At 60.5% G+C, this 14,936-nt stretch carries 13 protein-coding genes; 2 read left to right on the forward strand and 11 right to left on the reverse strand.

Features of this window, described 5'->3' with window-relative positions; translation table 11 throughout:
- Genes coaD through HMPREF2562_RS03960 form a run of 7 tightly spaced genes read right to left on the reverse strand, consistent with a single transcriptional unit; the run spans window position 1 to window position 6,731 of the window.
- Window positions 1-474, reverse strand: a complete 474-nt coding sequence (coaD, locus tag HMPREF2562_RS03930; protein WP_049189535.1) for a pantetheine-phosphate adenylyltransferase — start codon at window positions 472-474, stop codon at window positions 1-3.
- A 45-nt stretch (window positions 475-519) separates the two neighbouring features.
- The gene (gene rsmD / locus HMPREF2562_RS03935; protein ID WP_049189536.1) at window positions 520-1,086 is read right to left on the reverse strand and encodes a 16S rRNA (guanine(966)-N(2))-methyltransferase RsmD; all 567 of its coding nucleotides are present in this window, start codon (window positions 1,084-1,086) and stop codon (window positions 520-522) included.
- The gene (locus HMPREF2562_RS03940) at window positions 1,087-1,359 is read right to left on the reverse strand and encodes an acyl-CoA carboxylase biotin carboxyl carrier protein subunit (RefSeq protein ID WP_049171558.1); all 273 of its coding nucleotides are present in this window, start codon (window positions 1,357-1,359) and stop codon (window positions 1,087-1,089) included. It abuts the gene before it with no gap.
- 24 nt (window positions 1,360-1,383) lie between these two features.
- Window positions 1,384-3,534: an ATP-dependent DNA helicase RecG gene (locus HMPREF2562_RS03945; RefSeq protein WP_049171560.1), complete on the reverse strand. Its 2,151-nt coding sequence runs from the start codon at window positions 3,532-3,534 to the stop codon at window positions 1,384-1,386.
- Between the two features lie 4 nt (window positions 3,535-3,538).
- A complete protein-coding gene (locus tag HMPREF2562_RS03950; RefSeq protein WP_048735464.1) occupies window positions 3,539-5,065 on the reverse strand; it encodes a DAK2 domain-containing protein in 1,527 nt (508 codons plus the stop codon).
- Window positions 5,066-5,071: 6 nt separating this feature from the next.
- The gene (locus HMPREF2562_RS03955; protein ID WP_070549649.1) at window positions 5,072-5,737 is read right to left on the reverse strand and encodes a uracil-DNA glycosylase; all 666 of its coding nucleotides are present in this window, start codon (window positions 5,735-5,737) and stop codon (window positions 5,072-5,074) included.
- Window positions 5,738-5,774: 37 nt separating this feature from the next.
- Window positions 5,775-6,731 carry a thiamine-phosphate kinase gene (locus HMPREF2562_RS03960; protein WP_049171566.1) on the reverse strand — a complete coding sequence of 319 codons (957 nt, stop codon included), beginning with the start codon at window positions 6,729-6,731 and terminating at the stop codon, window positions 5,775-5,777.
- Window positions 6,732-6,842: 111 nt separating this feature from the next.
- Here HMPREF2562_RS03960 and HMPREF2562_RS03965 point away from each other — a divergent pair, with 111 nt between their 5' ends.
- Window positions 6,843-7,823 carry a DUF3515 domain-containing protein gene (locus HMPREF2562_RS03965; protein ID WP_048735456.1) on the forward strand — a complete coding sequence of 327 codons (981 nt, stop codon included), beginning with the start codon at window positions 6,843-6,845 and terminating at the stop codon, window positions 7,821-7,823.
- 10 nt (window positions 7,824-7,833) lie between these two features.
- Here HMPREF2562_RS03965 and HMPREF2562_RS03970 read toward each other — a convergent pair whose 3' ends face one another.
- Window positions 7,834-8,937: a D-alanine--D-alanine ligase family protein gene (locus HMPREF2562_RS03970; protein WP_049171570.1), complete on the reverse strand. Its 1,104-nt coding sequence runs from the start codon at window positions 8,935-8,937 to the stop codon at window positions 7,834-7,836.
- Between the two features lie 35 nt (window positions 8,938-8,972).
- Entirely contained in the window at window positions 8,973-9,971 is a 999-nt protein-coding gene (locus HMPREF2562_RS03975) for an NAD(P)H-dependent glycerol-3-phosphate dehydrogenase (RefSeq protein ID WP_070549650.1), read from the reverse strand.
- Between the two features lie 112 nt (window positions 9,972-10,083).
- On the opposite strand from HMPREF2562_RS03975, the gene HMPREF2562_RS03980 reads away from it, so the two are divergent.
- Complete coding sequence (locus HMPREF2562_RS03980) at window positions 10,084-11,064, forward strand: NUDIX hydrolase (protein ID WP_187269737.1); 981 nt, start codon at window positions 10,084-10,086, stop codon at window positions 11,062-11,064.
- A gap of 3 nt (window positions 11,065-11,067) precedes the next feature.
- Here the strand turns inward: HMPREF2562_RS03980 and HMPREF2562_RS03985 are convergent, their stop codons facing one another.
- Window positions 11,068-13,536: a polynucleotide kinase-phosphatase gene (locus HMPREF2562_RS03985; protein WP_070549651.1), complete on the reverse strand. Its 2,469-nt coding sequence runs from the start codon at window positions 13,534-13,536 to the stop codon at window positions 11,068-11,070.
- 2 nt (window positions 13,537-13,538) lie between these two features.
- A complete protein-coding gene (locus HMPREF2562_RS03990) occupies window positions 13,539-14,930 on the reverse strand; it encodes a 3' terminal RNA ribose 2'-O-methyltransferase Hen1 (protein WP_070549652.1) in 1,392 nt (463 codons plus the stop codon).
- Window positions 14,931-14,936: the final 6 nt, after the last annotated feature.

The raw sequence follows: 14,936 nt of genomic DNA on the forward strand, positions 1-14,936 counted from the left end.
CTACTTCAGTCGGCGCTGCAGGGCGTGCAAGACAGGCTCAGGAACTAGCCCTTCCACCGAACCGCCGTAGCGAACAACTTCCTTCATCAGTGTCGACGACACATGACCGTACTTCGGATCAGCTTCCACAAAGAGAGTCTCAATGCCCGTCATGCGCCGATTCATCTGCGCCATGGGAGCCTCGTACTCGTAGTCCGCCGCCGAGCGCAGCCCCTTGACCAGGCAGGAGATGCCCTGCGCGGAGGTGTAGTCAACCAACAGCTTCGACCAGGAGTCCACCTGCACATTGTCCAAGTGCTGCGTGCACTGCCGAATGAGGTCCATGCGCTCTTCGACATTGAACATGCCCTGCTTATTCGGGTTGTGGGTAACCAGCACGGTCACCTGATCGAATTGGCGCGCGGCACGCTCAATCACATCGAGGTGACCAGAGGTCATGGGATCGTAGGAACCGGGGCAGCATGCGTGAGTCATAGAGGTCAAACCACCTTTGGCCGTCGTAAAGCGTAAAGAAGAACGTTAAGCGTTGTAGATAGCGGTGTCGAAGCGCGCCAAACCGTGAATGCGACGCTTCAGCTTCTGCTGGAGCTGTTCGTAGCCCTCGGGCCACTGCGTCTCCTCGTCATCGCGGTGACGCTCCACAGTCACGACCGCGCCCGGCGCGAGGAAGCTACGCAGCGCCTCGAGCATCTCTGTAACGGCCTCCCCCACCAACTCATAGGGCGGATCCGCGATGACGCGGTCAAAAGGCTCGCCCGGCGCGCCCGCAAGGTACGACGACACTTTCATCGGAGACAGGGCCACATCGGGATGCCCCACGGTGCGAATGTTCTTTTCAATAGCGGCAATGGCGTTCGGATCGTTTTCCACCAACACGACGGAACGCGCGCCGCGAGAAGCCGCTTCCAAACCGAGCGCACCCGAGCCAGCAAACAGGTCGAGAACGCGAGTTCCCTCTAGCCCAAAGCGTGTGGACCAGGAGGAAAAGATGGCTTCCTTCGCGCGGTCACTAGTTGGCCGAGTGGTCTCTCCCTTAGGCGCGACTAGCCTACGACCGCGTGCCTCACCTGCAATAATGCGGGTCATCTACTTCCCTTCGTGCGATGTGTTCTCGTTGCCGTTGTGCTGTGCCGTGGCGCTGTGAGTTGCTGGCGTGATTCTTGCCAGCAGCTGACCGCCTTCGACATCCACAAATTGATCTGCCGCCACCTCCGCGACCGTGCCCGGGCAGGGCGCTAAAACCGGCGCTTCTAGCTTGACGGCCTCCACGACCGCAATAACCTGACCGGTCGTCACCGAGTCTTTCTCGGCGACCTCCCAGCGGACTACTCCTGCAAAAGGTGCACAGACATCTACCATGCCCAACAGTCTACTTTGGTCTTACTAGGAGCGGTCCAAGTAGTTCGACTGCTCTTCATCGATATCGGAGATAAGCTCTCCCACAAGCCTCTCATCAACATCGAGAAGAGCCATGGCATCATGTCGGGTGCGCTCGATGATTTCGCCGTCGGTGGTGAGGTCCACCAGGCCGAGGCCGGTTGCCAGTCCCGATTGGTCATCGCCGAGCAGATCGCCGAAACTACGCGTGGCCAGGTCCAGCTCCGCCAGTTGAATGCCGTCGGTGGTGGCGGCAATGCGGTCCAGCCGGGTGCGCTCCGGTGTCTGCGAATGCGTGTGTGTACATAGGAAGCACAGGCCACCACGGTCACCACGGCCGACACGACCGCGCAGCTGGTGAATCTGCGAGATACCGTAGCTCTCGGCGCGGCGAATCATCATGATCGTGGCCTCTGGTACATCCACGCCGACTTCGATAACTGTGGTGGACACCAGCACATCCAGCTGTCCTGTGGCAAAGGCCTGCATCACGCGGTCTTTGTCCTCCGGTGCCATATTGCCGTGCAACTGACTGATACGTACACCGGGCAGTTTTTTCCTCGCTCGGTCGAACACCGCCTCCACGGACTCGTCGAGGAACTGTTCCTCATCGCGGGTAATGCGGGGACAGACAATGAAGGCGCGGTTGCCCTTGGCCACTTCTTCCCCAATGCGCTCCCAGGTTCGTGCCTCCCAGCGGGGTTTCTCCAGCGTCGGTACGACAAAGGATTGGATTTCCTGACGTCCCCGTGGCAATTCCGTCAACTGCGAAACTGCGAGGTCGCCAAAAATGGTCATCGCTACCGTGCGCGGAATCGGGGTTGCCGACATCACCAACAGATGCGGTGTCATTCCACCCCGTCCCCTGCTTCGCAGCTGATCGCGCTGGCGCACACCAAAGCGGTGCTGCTCATCGACGACCACCAGCCCGAGATCGAAGAACTCCACGCCCTCACTGAGCAGGGCATGCGTGCCGACGACAATGTCAGCCTCCCCGTTGACTGCCTCCAACAGGGTTGCCCGGCGCTCCTTCGTCGACATCGATCCCGTCAACAGTCGTACAGTCACTGCTACTCCGGCTTGCTCCAGCATCGCTGTCAGCGATCGGTAGTGCTGTTGGGCCAGGACTTCCGTCGGCGCCAGCATCGCGCACTGCCTGCTGGAATCGACTGCTTGCAGCATTCCCAGTAGGGCCACCACGGTCTTACCCGAGCCGACTTCACCTGCTAGCAGGCGGTTCATCGGGTTAGACCTCGCTATATCCTGCGCGATATCGGCTGCGACCGCGACCTGACCGTCGGTAAGCGAAAACGGCAACCCCCGGCGTAGCTCGTCGCGAAGTCCCCCGGCGACTTCCATGCAGGCCGGAGCGGTGAGACTCGCTTGAGTACGCTTGCGTGCACCAACGGCGAGCTGGAGCTCAAGCGCTTCGTCGTACTTCAGTCGGGCAAGCGCGATGTCGGGGCCCGCGATGGAGGGAAAGTGTGCGCCACGCAGTGCGGAGTCGAAATCGGTAAGTCCCTCCGGCGTGGCGGGCAATGGGTCTGGCTGCAGCGGTAACCATTCGAGGATGCGCTGCATGTACAGAGCCAGGTGAATACCCGCTACTCCTTTACGGCCACGGTAAATGGGCAGATAGGGGCGCGTGAGCAGCCGCTGCATCTCCGCAATCCCCTTGGCTGTCTTCGTCAGTGTGGCCAGCTTGCCAGTGGCTGCGCCTACCGAACCATCGGCTTTAAGCACCATGCAATCAACATTTTTCAGCTGTAGCTCATTGCGGAACTCGCTGAGCGTGCCAACAATGAGTAGACGCACACCGGGGTGCAGCATATTGCGCAGCCATTCGGCACCGAAAATCGCGGCCGGAAGAATGCGCACGCCGTCGCTGACATAGATTTTCAGTGGCTTGCGTCGGTCGGCGAAGGCGGGCGCTGGCGAAATGCTGTGCACCTCCACGACTGTGGTGATGGTGTCGCCAATGTCGGAAAATGACACATCTAAGCTCTTACCCTGCGCCACGTAGCGCTTCGGGAAATTCGTCAGCGCATCCGAGACGGTCTCCATACCAAAAGCCGTATGCAGCTTCTTTGCAGTCTTTGGCCCCACCACGATATTCAGGGGCGTGCGCGCATAATCCGAGCCGAGCCATCCGAGCATCGCGCTACTCGATTCCTACCTGCACCAGCTCATCGATGCCGGTCGCATCATAGGCTACGACCTCCACAGGCTTGTCCAGCCGCGCCCGCACTTGCGCTATGTCCACGCCCTCAGCTCCGCGCCCGAGCAGCAGAGTCACTAGTTCCCCGCCGCCAGCCAACAGGTCTGAGATGGTCTCTGTGAGCGCGTCAGTCAGGGGCTTATCGACGTCCGCAGCGACTACAGCCGTTCGCGTGCCATTGGCAGCCTCTCCCATCGCATACGCAGCAACCGCCAGCGGCAGCTCAGCCGAATGCACGGCCAAGGCAGCAAGGCCAGCCGGAATGGAGTCTGTGGACACTACCGCGAGAGTCGGATTAGCCGCAGCAGCAGCGAATTCGATATCCGCCAATTCCTGGTCGCTGACCAGCCCATTTGGCAGCAGGATAACCTCGTCCGCGCCCCTCATGGCAGTCAGTGCCTTGGTGACCACATTGTCAGCGAACTCCTGGTCGGCGATGGCTGCGCGATCTGTGGGAGTGGATGTGGGAGTCGGAGCGGGGGTCGGGCTGATAGCAATCGCCCCAGAGGAGGTGATGAGATCATTCAGCGGACCATCCGGCACTACCGCAATGAGGATGCGAGTGGAGTCAGGTGTTGTCTCCGGCTCATCGAGCACCTCGATACGGATGCGTTCCGGACGACCGAAGTCAAGTGCTGCCTCGATAACCGCGCCCGGCTCCACTGTGTGGATATGCACCATGTACTGCGCGGTCTCCGCATTACCAGCATCACCTGCGATGATGAGCGAATTGCCCAGCGGGTTCAACCGCTCTCGCAGCGCTTCCACCGCCTGGGTATCCGCCAAGGAAATCAGGTACATGACCTCCATCTCAACGGTGGCTACGTGTGGCGCGTCGACATGCAAATCGACCGGTGCGGCTGCGCGGCCGCTGACTTCGTCGGCAAGCGCGTCGAGCAGAATGACCAACCCCGCGCCGCCGGCGTCGACCACGCCCGCCTGCTGCAGTGCCGGGAGCTGGCTGGGGGTTTTCGCCAGCGCATCGCGAGCGGCATCCGCGATCGTGTCGGCGAGCTCCTCAATCGAGTCGCCCTCAAATTCCTCCGCGGCAATCGCGGCGTGCCGCAGGACTGTCAGAATCGTGCCCTCCACCGGATTGGCAATCGCTTGGGAAACATGTTGCACAGCTAGCTTTAGCGAGTGTTGTACCGACTCAACGCCAATGCCACTACCGGAGGCAGCCTCAGCCACCGCGCGAAAAACCTGCGAGAGCACAGTGCCCGAATTACCGCGGGCGCCGCGCACTGCACCGGCAGCTAGGGCCGCGGTGACTGCGCGAACATCGGAAGCGTCAGCCTTTTGCGCTTCCTCATAGGCCGAACTCAACGTCGCGAGCATATTCGACCCGGTATCGGAATCCGGTACTGGGAAGACATTGAGACTGTTGATCTCATCGCGGCGGGATTGAAGCGCGTCAATCCCCCGGGCAACCCAGCCGACAATGGCGGCAGAACCAATCTGCAAAGACATGAATTCCTATTCTAGCGTCCAGTCGATAGGGGTAGCTCCCTGACGAATCAGCGACTCATTGGCCCGGCTGAACGGACGCGACCCGAAGAACCCACGGGATGCCGACAGCGGTGACGGGTGCGGCGAACAGATGCAGTCCACGCCGGGGAGCCAACGCTGCAAACTCTGCGCGTTGCGTCCCCACAGAATGGCCACGAGAGGCTGATCACGGGCGACCAATGCTTTGATGGCATGCTCCGTAATTGCCTCCCAGCCCTTACCGCGGTGCGAGGCAGCAGCACCCGGGCGCACGGTCAGTACACGGTTGAACAGGGCCACGCCCTGCCTACTCCACGGAGTGAGGTCACCGTTGGAGGGAGTCGGGAGCCCCAGGTCGGAGGAGTACTCCTTAAAAATATTCGCCAACGACCGCGGTACCGGCTTCACATCCGGCTGGACCGAGAAGCTAAGCCCCATCGCATGCCCCGGGGTCGGGTACGGGTCCTGACCGATAATGAGCACCTTGACCTCATCGAATGGATAAGTAAAGGCGCGCAGCACATCGGTGCCCGCGGGCAGGTAACCGTAGCCGGCCGCGTTCTCCTCGCGCAGGAACTGCCCCATCCGGTGGATGTCATCGGCCACTGGCTCCAGCGCCTTCTGCCACCCTTCTTCGACCGGCAACGGATCCATGTCATGCAGCCTTTCTTCTCAAAACCTCTTCGAACTCTTAAAAGGAAACCCAACCGGCATCGCGGGCAGGAGGTTTGCCGTCGATAAGCACCGAATCGAACTTTTCCTTCGACACCGTACCGATAGCGCGGAACCCCGTCGGAGGCTCCCCCGGCGTCGAACCGATCAGTGTATGGTCCTCCCCTCCGGTGAGCACCCACTCCCACGGGTCGATGCCCAGGTATTCACCAGCGGCAATCTGCAACTCATCGGGCGCAATAGCACTGCTGTCAACTTCCAAAGTAACCCTGGAGGCCTGCGCAATAGCGCGGAGATCCACCACCAGTCCATCGGAATTGTCCGTCAGTGAACGCACACCTGTGGCTCGCGCCGTGGCACCCCTGCGATATTCAAATTCGGGCGTACAGTGTGCTGCCACCAGCTGCGCAAACTCACTCGGAACCTTTGCCGGGCTTCCGCAGTGCTGCAGCAGCGCAAGGCCCGCAGCAGAGTAGCCGATGCGTCCCGACGCAATCACCGTATCCCCCGCGCGTGCCGCTGAGCGCAGCAGCGGCCGCCCAAGCCCACCGAGTTCGCCCATCGCACTGATGGAAATCACCAGAGAATCTCCGCTGACCATGTCACCACCGACGAGCTCCGCCGGACATTGCTTGCCTTCCTGCCACAACCCCTCGGCGATACCGGTGACCACACTCACCGGAGTATGCAACGGTGCTGAGATGGCGAAAAGCATGGCCGTTGGACGCGCACCCATCGATTCGATATCGGCGAAGTTCTGTACTGCGGCCTTAGCTCCAACTTGCTGAGGTGTCGACCAGTCCAGGCGGAAATGGCGCCCTTCCACCAACATGTCGGTGGAAGTGACAAAACGGGCGTTGGGGGTTGTCTGTGTCAAGACGGCGGCATCGTCGCCATTGCGTGCCGACGGGGCGATAGCCCGGATGGCCTCAATGACCCCAAACTCGCCAATATCGCCAATGGTCAATTCAGTCACAGTGTCGAGTCACATTCCTAATAGTCGATGGTTAACCGTTAATAGCGGAACCCGTCTCGGTATTGCCCCCAACCAATTGGAGTTGGTACCGGACAACGTAGAATCAGGCCCATGGTAGACGCACCCCCATCGGGAGAAACAGTTCAGTCCAAGGGTAGCCGGACACGCGCGGGCATCGCACTCGCTATCGCCATTATCTCTATCCTCGGCATCATTTTTGCCGCAAAGATTTACCAGGATAATCAGGCGACAAAGCCAGTCGCGATTTCCAACCCGGAGCTCCCCGCCAATGACTCGCCCGAGTGTGCGGAACTGCTCGACCGACTGCCAGATCGCGCCGCAGGTCTGGTTCGCGCCGACATTGCAGAGCCAGCTCCAGAAGGTGCCGCTGTGTACCGAAACTTGGAACAAGACCGCATCACGCTGCGCTGTGGCGCGAACGTACCTAGCCAGTACAACGAACTGGCTAAGACCGAAGAGGTCAAGGGCATTTCGTGGCTGCGTGTTGTCGACAGTACCGACGAGTCTTTGGCGACTTGGTTCACCGTCGGGCGCGAACCGGTTGTTGCAATTACCGCCGAAGGAAATGCAGAGGCGGAGGATGCCCTGAGTGACCTCGCCGAGGCGCTGCGCCCGGACTCCGCGTACAAGAACAAGCCGGAGCGCGGCGGCGTCCCACTGGTAGAACTGGCAGCTCCGGAAGCTGATAGGCGCTGCAGCGGCTTGGAGGCTGCCCTCCCCCGCGAGCTTGGCAACCGTCACCGTCTGAGCACAGAGGAAATGCCGGCTGACATGCCGAAGGACATGGTCATTTGGGGCGGCACCCCAGCCGATCCGGTGGTGCTGCGCTGTGGTGTCGACGAGCCGGCTGGCTATAGCACCACCACGCAGCAGCTGACGCAGGTTGGCGACATTGTCTGGTTCAACGAACCAACGCTTTCCTCCGGTACCTCCGCCACCTGGTACGCCATGGGCCGGGAGCGCTTCGTCGCCGTTGAAATGCCGATGTCGGAGGCCAGCTCACTGATGCCGGTGCTCTCCTCGGTCATCGCGGACAACCTGGAGAACATCTCGCCGAGCGAAGAAAAGTAAGAACCAACTTCTATCGACGAGCTACTAGCGCCCGCTCAATCAGGGCGCTGAGCAGCTCCTCGTAGGCAACACCGGAAGCCGCAAACATCTGCGGGTACATCGAAATCGGGGTAAAGCCCGGCATGGTGTTGACCTCATTGATAATCGGGCCATTATCCGTGACAAAGAAGTCCACGCGAGTCAGCCCATCAGAGCCCAGTGCCCTGAACGCCCGACGAGCATCCGTGTCCAGTGCCTTCAAAACATCCTCCGGCAGCTCAGCCGGGATCTGCGCCGAGACGACATCATCCAAGTACTTGGTCTCAAAACCGTAGAAGCCCTCGTCAGAGTCCTCCGTGCCACGCAGCAACGACGGAACTGATACCTGCAGGCTGCCGTCAGCGCGCTGCAGCACACCAATCTCCACTTCGGCGCCGTCTACACCGGCCTCTACAATGACCTTCCAGTCGTGCTCTCGGGCCAGCTCTACCGCCGCATCCAGATTCGCCCAATCATCGACGCGGGAGATACCAATCGACGATCCACCACGGGCAGGTTTAACGAACACCGGCAGGCCAAGGGTCTCCTTGTCCTCGTCGGAAAGCGACTCGCCGACATGCAAAACAACCTGCTTGCCAATAGGAAGCCCCGCTGCCTGCAAGAGATTCTTCGTGCGTTCCTTATCCATTCCCGCAGCGGAAGCGAGCACGCCCGGGCCGACATAAGCAATGCCGGAAAGCTCAAAGAGCCCCTGAATCGTGCCGTCCTCGCCGTGCGGACCGTGGAGGACCGGGAAGATAACGTCGACGGTGTCGAAAACCTCGCCGGCGCGATCACCGGTGACGAAGCGGAATTCACCGCGGCGTGACGGCGAGGTGCTCAGCGCAACCTCCTCGCCCGGGATGACCTCAGGCATCGTACGCCCCTGCGTGCGCAGCGTATCCGTCTCACGCGTGCCGACGGTCCAGACACCATCCTTGGTAATACCAATGGGAACCACTCGGAAGCGGTCTTCATCCAGGTGATCCATAATTGCGCCGGCCGAGACACAGGAAACACTGTGTTCAGGGCTTGCGCCGCCGTAGATGACGGCGACGGAAATGCGATCTGCAGACGAGCTATTCGACGAAGTCATGGTGACTAAGTTTAGCCCCGACCTCGTTTAAGTGGTTACTCCGACTTGCGGCTGCGCCCCATCAGCTTGCGAATTGTCTCATCGACCTTCGCGCCTTCGTGGCAGACGGCGTAAACGGCCTCAGTAATTGGCATTTCCACGCCATTGCGACGAGCGAGGTCACGGACCGAGATTGAAGAAATCACACCCTCAGCCACCTGACCGCGCGTAGCGTGCTGCGCCTGCTCCATCGTGTCACCGCGACCGAGACGGTCACCGAAGGTGCGGTTACGCGACAGCGGCGAGGAACAAGTGGCCACCAAGTCACCGAGGCCCGCCAATCCCGCGAAAGTCTTATCTTCTGCACCAACCGCGTCGCCCAGACGCGTGGTTTCCGCCAAGCCACGGGTGATAATGGTTGCCAGCGTGTTCTCACCCAATCCTTGACCAGCGGCCATACCGCAGGCCAACGCAATGACGTTCTTGCAGGCACCGCCGATTTCGCAGCCGATCACATCGGTGTTGGTGTACGGGCGGAAGTAATTAGTGGCAACTGCCGCCTGAATCATCTTGGCGTTGTTCTCATCGGCGCAAGCAATCACCGTTGCCGCTGGCTGCTCCATCGCAACCTCGCGGGCAAGGTTCGGGCCGGACAGCACCGCAATACGCTCTGCTGGCAGGTCTGTGACCTCCGCAATGACCTCACTCATGCGCAGATGTGTCTCGCGCTCCACACCCTTAGCAAGGCTGAGCAGAATCGTCTCCGGCCCGATGAAGTCCTTCCAGACCTTGAGGTTGTCACGCAAAGTCTGCGAGGGCACGCCCAGCACCACCACATCCGCGCCCTTCAGCGCGGCCTCTGCATCCGAGGTGGCTTCGATGTTGCGCGGCAGCCCCAGACCAGGCAGGTAGTCGTGGTTTTCGCGGCTGATCTCAATACGCTGTGCCTGCTCCGCACGTCGCGACCACAGCCGTACAGGATTGCCCGCATCAGCAAAAACCTTGGCGAGCGTCGTGCCCCACGAGCCCGCACCCATCACTGAAACCTGCACCATCGCCGCGACCTTCCTCCGTTAGTCTCTAATCTCCAACAAGTCTAGCGAGACGTTCTCACACTGCGATACTAAACTAGGTCGGCGACAAAGGATTGAAAGGGAATTCACGATGATGCACGAAGAGGACAAGGACCTCAAGGGCGATACCTCCGTGACCGGTCGCCTGCGCCAGATTCCAACGAAGCCAGGTCAGGATGTCACCAAGCCGACCTTCGCGGCCGGCGCGGTTCTATGGCGCGGCGATGTCCACAACCCTGAAATCTGCGTGATTCACCGTCCCTCCTACGACGACTGGTCGCTGCCGAAAGGCAAGCTCGACGCCGGCGAGAACCTCATTGCCACCGCCGTCCGCGAAATCTGGGAAGAGACCGGCTACCGCGTCCGTCTGGGCAAGCTCGTCGGCAACGTCTCTTACCCTGTCGCCGGACGCACGAAGCTGGTCTGGTACTGGACCGCTGAGGTTCTAGACGGCGAATTCGAACAGAACTCCGAGGTCAACGAGCTTCGTTGGGTCTCCTGGGACGAAGCCGAGGAGCTGCTGTCCTACGACCTCGACCGCGACGTGCTGGTCAAGGCCCGCAAGCGCATGAACAAGGAACCGGACACCCGTCTCATTCTGGTTCGCCATGGGCGTGCGCACCGTCGCACCAACTGGAACGGCAATGATGCACTGCGGCCACTGGATAAGAAGGGACGTCGTCAAGCGGAACTGCTCGTCTCTGCCCTGGAAGGCTTCCGCCCCGAGCGGGTCTACTCCGCCGAGCCCGTGCGTTGCCAGGACACCGTCGCGCCACTCGCCGCAGAGCTGGGCATGCAGGTCACAGTCGACGAACGGCTTGGCGACGAGCACTGGATTGCCAACCAGGTGGAGTCCAAGAAGGCCTTCGAGGACATTGTCGCGCTCGGCGGAGTCAGCGTGATCTGCTCTCAGGGCATCACCATCCCAGACCTACTTGCCGCCTGGTCCGCTGAGGGCACCCTGCCATTCGACGAGGAAATCCTGTGCAAGAAGGGCTCTGCCTGGGTGCTGGGCTTCAACGACGGTGTGATGACCACGGCTGATTACTACGCCTCGGCGCTGCCGGTGAAGTAGCCCCTACAACCTCGGATCCATCGGCTCTGACTCCAGCGCCAACACGCCGAAGACAGGGACGTGGATTCGATGCAGAGGCTCGCCCGCCGCTAGACGTTCCAGCGACTCAATGCCGAGGGCATACTCGCGCAGCGCCGATGACTGCTTGTGCTGCAGATTTCGCCGCTTCAACTGCTCTTGACGCTGCGGGTGCAGGTAGTCATGCCCATAAATCATGCGCAGATACTCCCGCCCCCGCACCTTCATACCGGGCTGCACCTGGCGGTCCACTGCCGCGTTTTCCATTGGCTTGACGACGGCCCCCTCCCCGCCCGACTCTGTCAGCTGCAACCACCACTGCGATGCGGCCTCTACCTGTTCCGGGTCACTGGGGTCGAGGACGAAGCAGCGCGTCTGCTGGTAGATCTCACTGTCAGCTGCTACCAGCTGGTTCGCGATATCCAAGTGCCATGAGTGCGGCTTGTGGTGCCAGGTGGCATCCTCACTTGCCAGCACTTGGAAGGGTGCGAACTGAATCTTGTTGTCGCTGTCGACATAGCGGTTGTAAGCAGCGCGGAACTTCTCGAGTTCGTCCAGAGTCTGTTCTGGAGCGGGACCGCCGACCTCTACTCCCCTATCGGTTGCCGCCTGCAGAGCGACCGCGAGCTGTCTGGCAGCACCAATACCGGCGGCAGCGGTGGGTGCATAGATGTCGTCGATAAGCCCTTGTGCCTTGAGATTCCAAGGCAACATTTCACCGTCGAGCAGGACCCAGTCGCCGAATTGATCGAAAAGCCCGGCGCGCTCTGCGGCCTTGGTCATTTCGTCGAGTGCTGGATTCTTACCTTCGAAGAAGGCGCGTCCGGTACGGGTATATGCGTAGGTGCTAGCACCGAAACGGGTCTTTGCCCCTGGCCGGATCAGGCAGAGCACAGCTCGGGAACCCATGTGCTTCTCCTGACAAATGACCTGGTCAGTGTGCGCTGCGTAGTAGCGGAATGCCTCCTCCGGGTGTTCCAGGAATCCCTCTCGCTGCGAGGTCGGCGCCGGTGACATTGTCGGTGGCAGGTACGGAATTTTCTCCGGCGCGAGCGTAAAACGACTAATTGTTTCCAGCGCTGCAGCCGCGCGGTCACTATCAATGCGGATGCGGCCATGGCGCCCAGTCTGGATACCATCGACATCCAACACGTCAGTGATGCGCAGCTCGGACTCCGTGCGATTGGTGGTCTTGCGGGATGGGGCCTCCCACCAGGTGTGCTTTGCATCAACCTGCACAGTCTCTAGCTCGGGATAGCGCAGCGCAGAGAGCTTGCCGCCAAACACGCAACCAGTGTCGATGCACATGGTGTTATTGACCCAGCGCAGACGGTCCGCTTCCATGTGGCCATAGACCACACGGGCGGAACCGCGGTAGTCCGCTGCCCAATCCAAACGTTCTGGCAGGCCATTTTCATCACGCTTGCCAGTAGTCGCACCGTAGAGCGCGAACTCGCGGACCTTGCCGGAGGCCCTGCCATGGAGGTGCTCAGGCAGTCCCGCGTGGGCTACGACCAGGGCGCCGTCATCCAGCACATAGTGCACCGGCAAGTGGTCGATGAAGTCGCGGACGTCCTTCCGGAATTCCTCACTTTCGTCGGCGAGCTGAGTGAGCGTTTCGGCCAGCCCGTGGCCCGTGGTGACGTTGTGGCCGTCGAGGGCGCGCACCAACTTAGAGTCGTGGTTTCCGGGCACGCAGAGAGCATTGCCGTCCGAGACCATCCCCATGACCAGCTTCAAGACGGCTGGGCTATTGGGGCCGCGGTCAACGAGGTCACCAACGAAAATGGCCTTGCGGCCATCTGGGTGATGAGCATTGCTGCCATCCGCCGAGAGCTCGTAGCCGAGCTTCTCCAGCAGTGCGGTCAGCTCGTCGAAGCAACCGTGGACATCGCCGATGATGTCGAAAGGGCCGTGGAGATCGCTGCGATCGACCTTCAGCGGCACACGTTCAATGGTGACGTTGTCGATTTCCTCCGCGGAATTCAAGATGAAAACGTTGTGAATCTTCTCGCGCTTCAGGTGCTTGAGCCCTCGGCGCAGGTCACGGTGCTGGCGCTCCAACACCTCTACTCCGAAGTTGCGGTCAGTGCGCTGCCTGTGCCGCTCCTTCACCTCCGCCAACGGAAGATTCAAAACGATAGCAGCACTGAGCGCATGGTGTCTGCGCGCCAGCTTCACGAGCCGGGCGCGGTCCTGCGGTTTCACATTCGTCGCATCGACCACGGTGAGTAAGCCTGCTTCCAGCCGCTTGCCGACGATCGTCTCCAGCAGCTCAAAAGCAGGCGCCGTCGCCGCCTGGTTATTCGGATCGTTGGAAACAATGCCGCGACAAGTATCCGAGGATACGACTTCAAACGGGCCGAAGTGTCGTGCCGCAAAGGTAGACTTTCCAGCACCGGAGACACCGACCAGCATGACCAAGCTGAGGTTAGGAAGTGAGATGGTACTCATAGTTAGCTCTCCTCTGCTGCGGTGAAGTCGTAGGAAAAGACCGCCATTTGTGTTGGTTGGCCGTAAGTTTCGTGCACGTCCCCAATACCGTCGAAGTCCACCAGATAACCGAACTTCTCGGCCACGCCCCTGGCCCACTGACGAAATTCCGCGCGGCTGAACTCGAAACGGTGATCGAGGTGCCGGAACTGTCCAGGCTCTAGGTTTGGGTAGCAAGCGTTGTAGTCACTATTTGGGGTGGTGACGATGACATACTGCGGGCGTGCGAGCCCAAAGACGTTGTTCTCCAACGCGGGCAGCCGGTCGGCATCAATGTGCTCGATGACCTCCATCAGGATTGCCACGTCCATGTTCGCAATGCGCTCATCGACATAGGTGACCGAGGATTGGAAAAGCTCAACCCGCGCGGCTTGGCGCTCCGGCATGCGATCTAGGTTCAGCGCCTTGTGCGCCTTACGAAGCTCCCCCACAGAAACATCGGTACCAACGATCTGCGCGATTCGCGGATTCTCCAGCATCGGCCCCAGTAGCACGCCGGAACCGCAGCCGATGTCGACTACACTGCGCGGGCGCAGGCTAAGTACTTCACGCAGTACTCGCTCTTGGCGCTGTCGATTAAGTGGCTTGGCTGGCTGGTCACCGCGGGGCAGTTCGATTGCAGCGGCTTCCCCAGCAAGCTTCACGACAGCCTCGTTGACCAGGCCTTCTTGATCCGCAAGATAGCGCCCCAGGATTCTCTCCCGCTGTGGGTGCTCCGGTAGCCAGTCCCGCGCACGCGCGGCGAGCTTGTCGATTTCCCGGTCATCGACCCAATAGTGTTTCCCACCGTCGAGGACGGGCAGCAGAATATACAGGTGATTGAGCAAATCGCGGACGGTTGCCCTACCCGAAAGCGTTATCGTCGGTGAGAACTTCTGGCCGGCAATATTGTTCGAAAAATCGCAGGCGACGTTCCACCCCAGCGGTTCGAACAGAGCCCGGATTTCTTCCTCGGTGCCGGGTACCGCGGCGACTGTCGCGGTGAGGTCGCTCGGGGTTTCGTCGTAAGGCGAGGGCTTTTCCATGACCATCGCCGTGGAGAAGACGGACTTCAGCGCCACTGTCATAAGCGATGACGCGGCCCATTGCCGGTCATTGATGTAGCCGGTCAGATTGAACGTATCAGCGCGGTACTGCTTGAGTTTCAGCAGCTCATCACGGTCAATATCAACCCAAAGGGCTGCCGTGCATTCGGCATCGGTAGCCGTGGAGAAAAAGACTCTGGCAACACCGAACTTTAACTCGGACTCATGCACGCGATCGGGATGCTTTCGCAAAATAAATCCCAAATCGCGTGCCGATTCAGCAGGCGAAGATTCACCGAGCCGAGAGTGTTTAGTGATTGCCAGATACATACGGCA

The organism is Corynebacterium sp. HMSC077G07 (genome assembly GCF_001809225.1).
Lineage (GTDB): Bacteria > Actinomycetota > Actinomycetes > Mycobacteriales > Mycobacteriaceae > Corynebacterium > Corynebacterium jeikeium_D.

What these genes read in the sequence shown, in the direction of transcription:
- coaD (WP_049189535.1), bottom strand. Translation starts at nt 474, where the DNA reads ATGACTCACGCATGCTGCCCCGGTTCCTACGATCCCATGACCTCTGGT.
- HMPREF2562_RS03990 (WP_070549652.1), bottom strand. Translation starts at nt 14,930, where the DNA reads ATGTATCTGGCAATCACTAAACACTCTCGGCTCGGTGAATCTTCGCCT.
- rsmD (WP_049189536.1), bottom strand. Translation starts at nt 1,086, where the DNA reads ATGACCCGCATTATTGCAGGTGAGGCACGCGGTCGTAGGCTAGTCGCG.
- HMPREF2562_RS03975 (WP_070549650.1), bottom strand. Translation starts at nt 9,971, where the DNA reads ATGGTGCAGGTTTCAGTGATGGGTGCGGGCTCGTGGGGCACGACGCTC.
- HMPREF2562_RS03965 (WP_048735456.1), top strand. Translation starts at nt 6,843, where the DNA reads ATGGTAGACGCACCCCCATCGGGAGAAACAGTTCAGTCCAAGGGTAGC.
- HMPREF2562_RS03985 (WP_070549651.1), bottom strand. Translation starts at nt 13,536, where the DNA reads ATGAGTACCATCTCACTTCCTAACCTCAGCTTGGTCATGCTGGTCGGT.
- HMPREF2562_RS03945 (WP_049171560.1), bottom strand. Translation starts at nt 3,534, where the DNA reads ATGCTCGGATGGCTCGGCTCGGATTATGCGCGCACGCCCCTGAATATC.
- HMPREF2562_RS03955 (WP_070549649.1), bottom strand. Translation starts at nt 5,737, where the DNA reads ATGGATCCGTTGCCGGTCGAAGAAGGGTGGCAGAAGGCGCTGGAGCCA.
- HMPREF2562_RS03980 (WP_187269737.1), top strand. Translation starts at nt 10,084, where the DNA reads ATGCACGAAGAGGACAAGGACCTCAAGGGCGATACCTCCGTGACCGGT.
- HMPREF2562_RS03970 (WP_049171570.1), bottom strand. Translation starts at nt 8,937, where the DNA reads ATGACTTCGTCGAATAGCTCGTCTGCAGATCGCATTTCCGTCGCCGTC.
- HMPREF2562_RS03940 (WP_049171558.1), bottom strand. Translation starts at nt 1,359, where the DNA reads ATGGTAGATGTCTGTGCACCTTTTGCAGGAGTAGTCCGCTGGGAGGTC.
- HMPREF2562_RS03950 (WP_048735464.1), bottom strand. Translation starts at nt 5,065, where the DNA reads ATGTCTTTGCAGATTGGTTCTGCCGCCATTGTCGGCTGGGTTGCCCGG.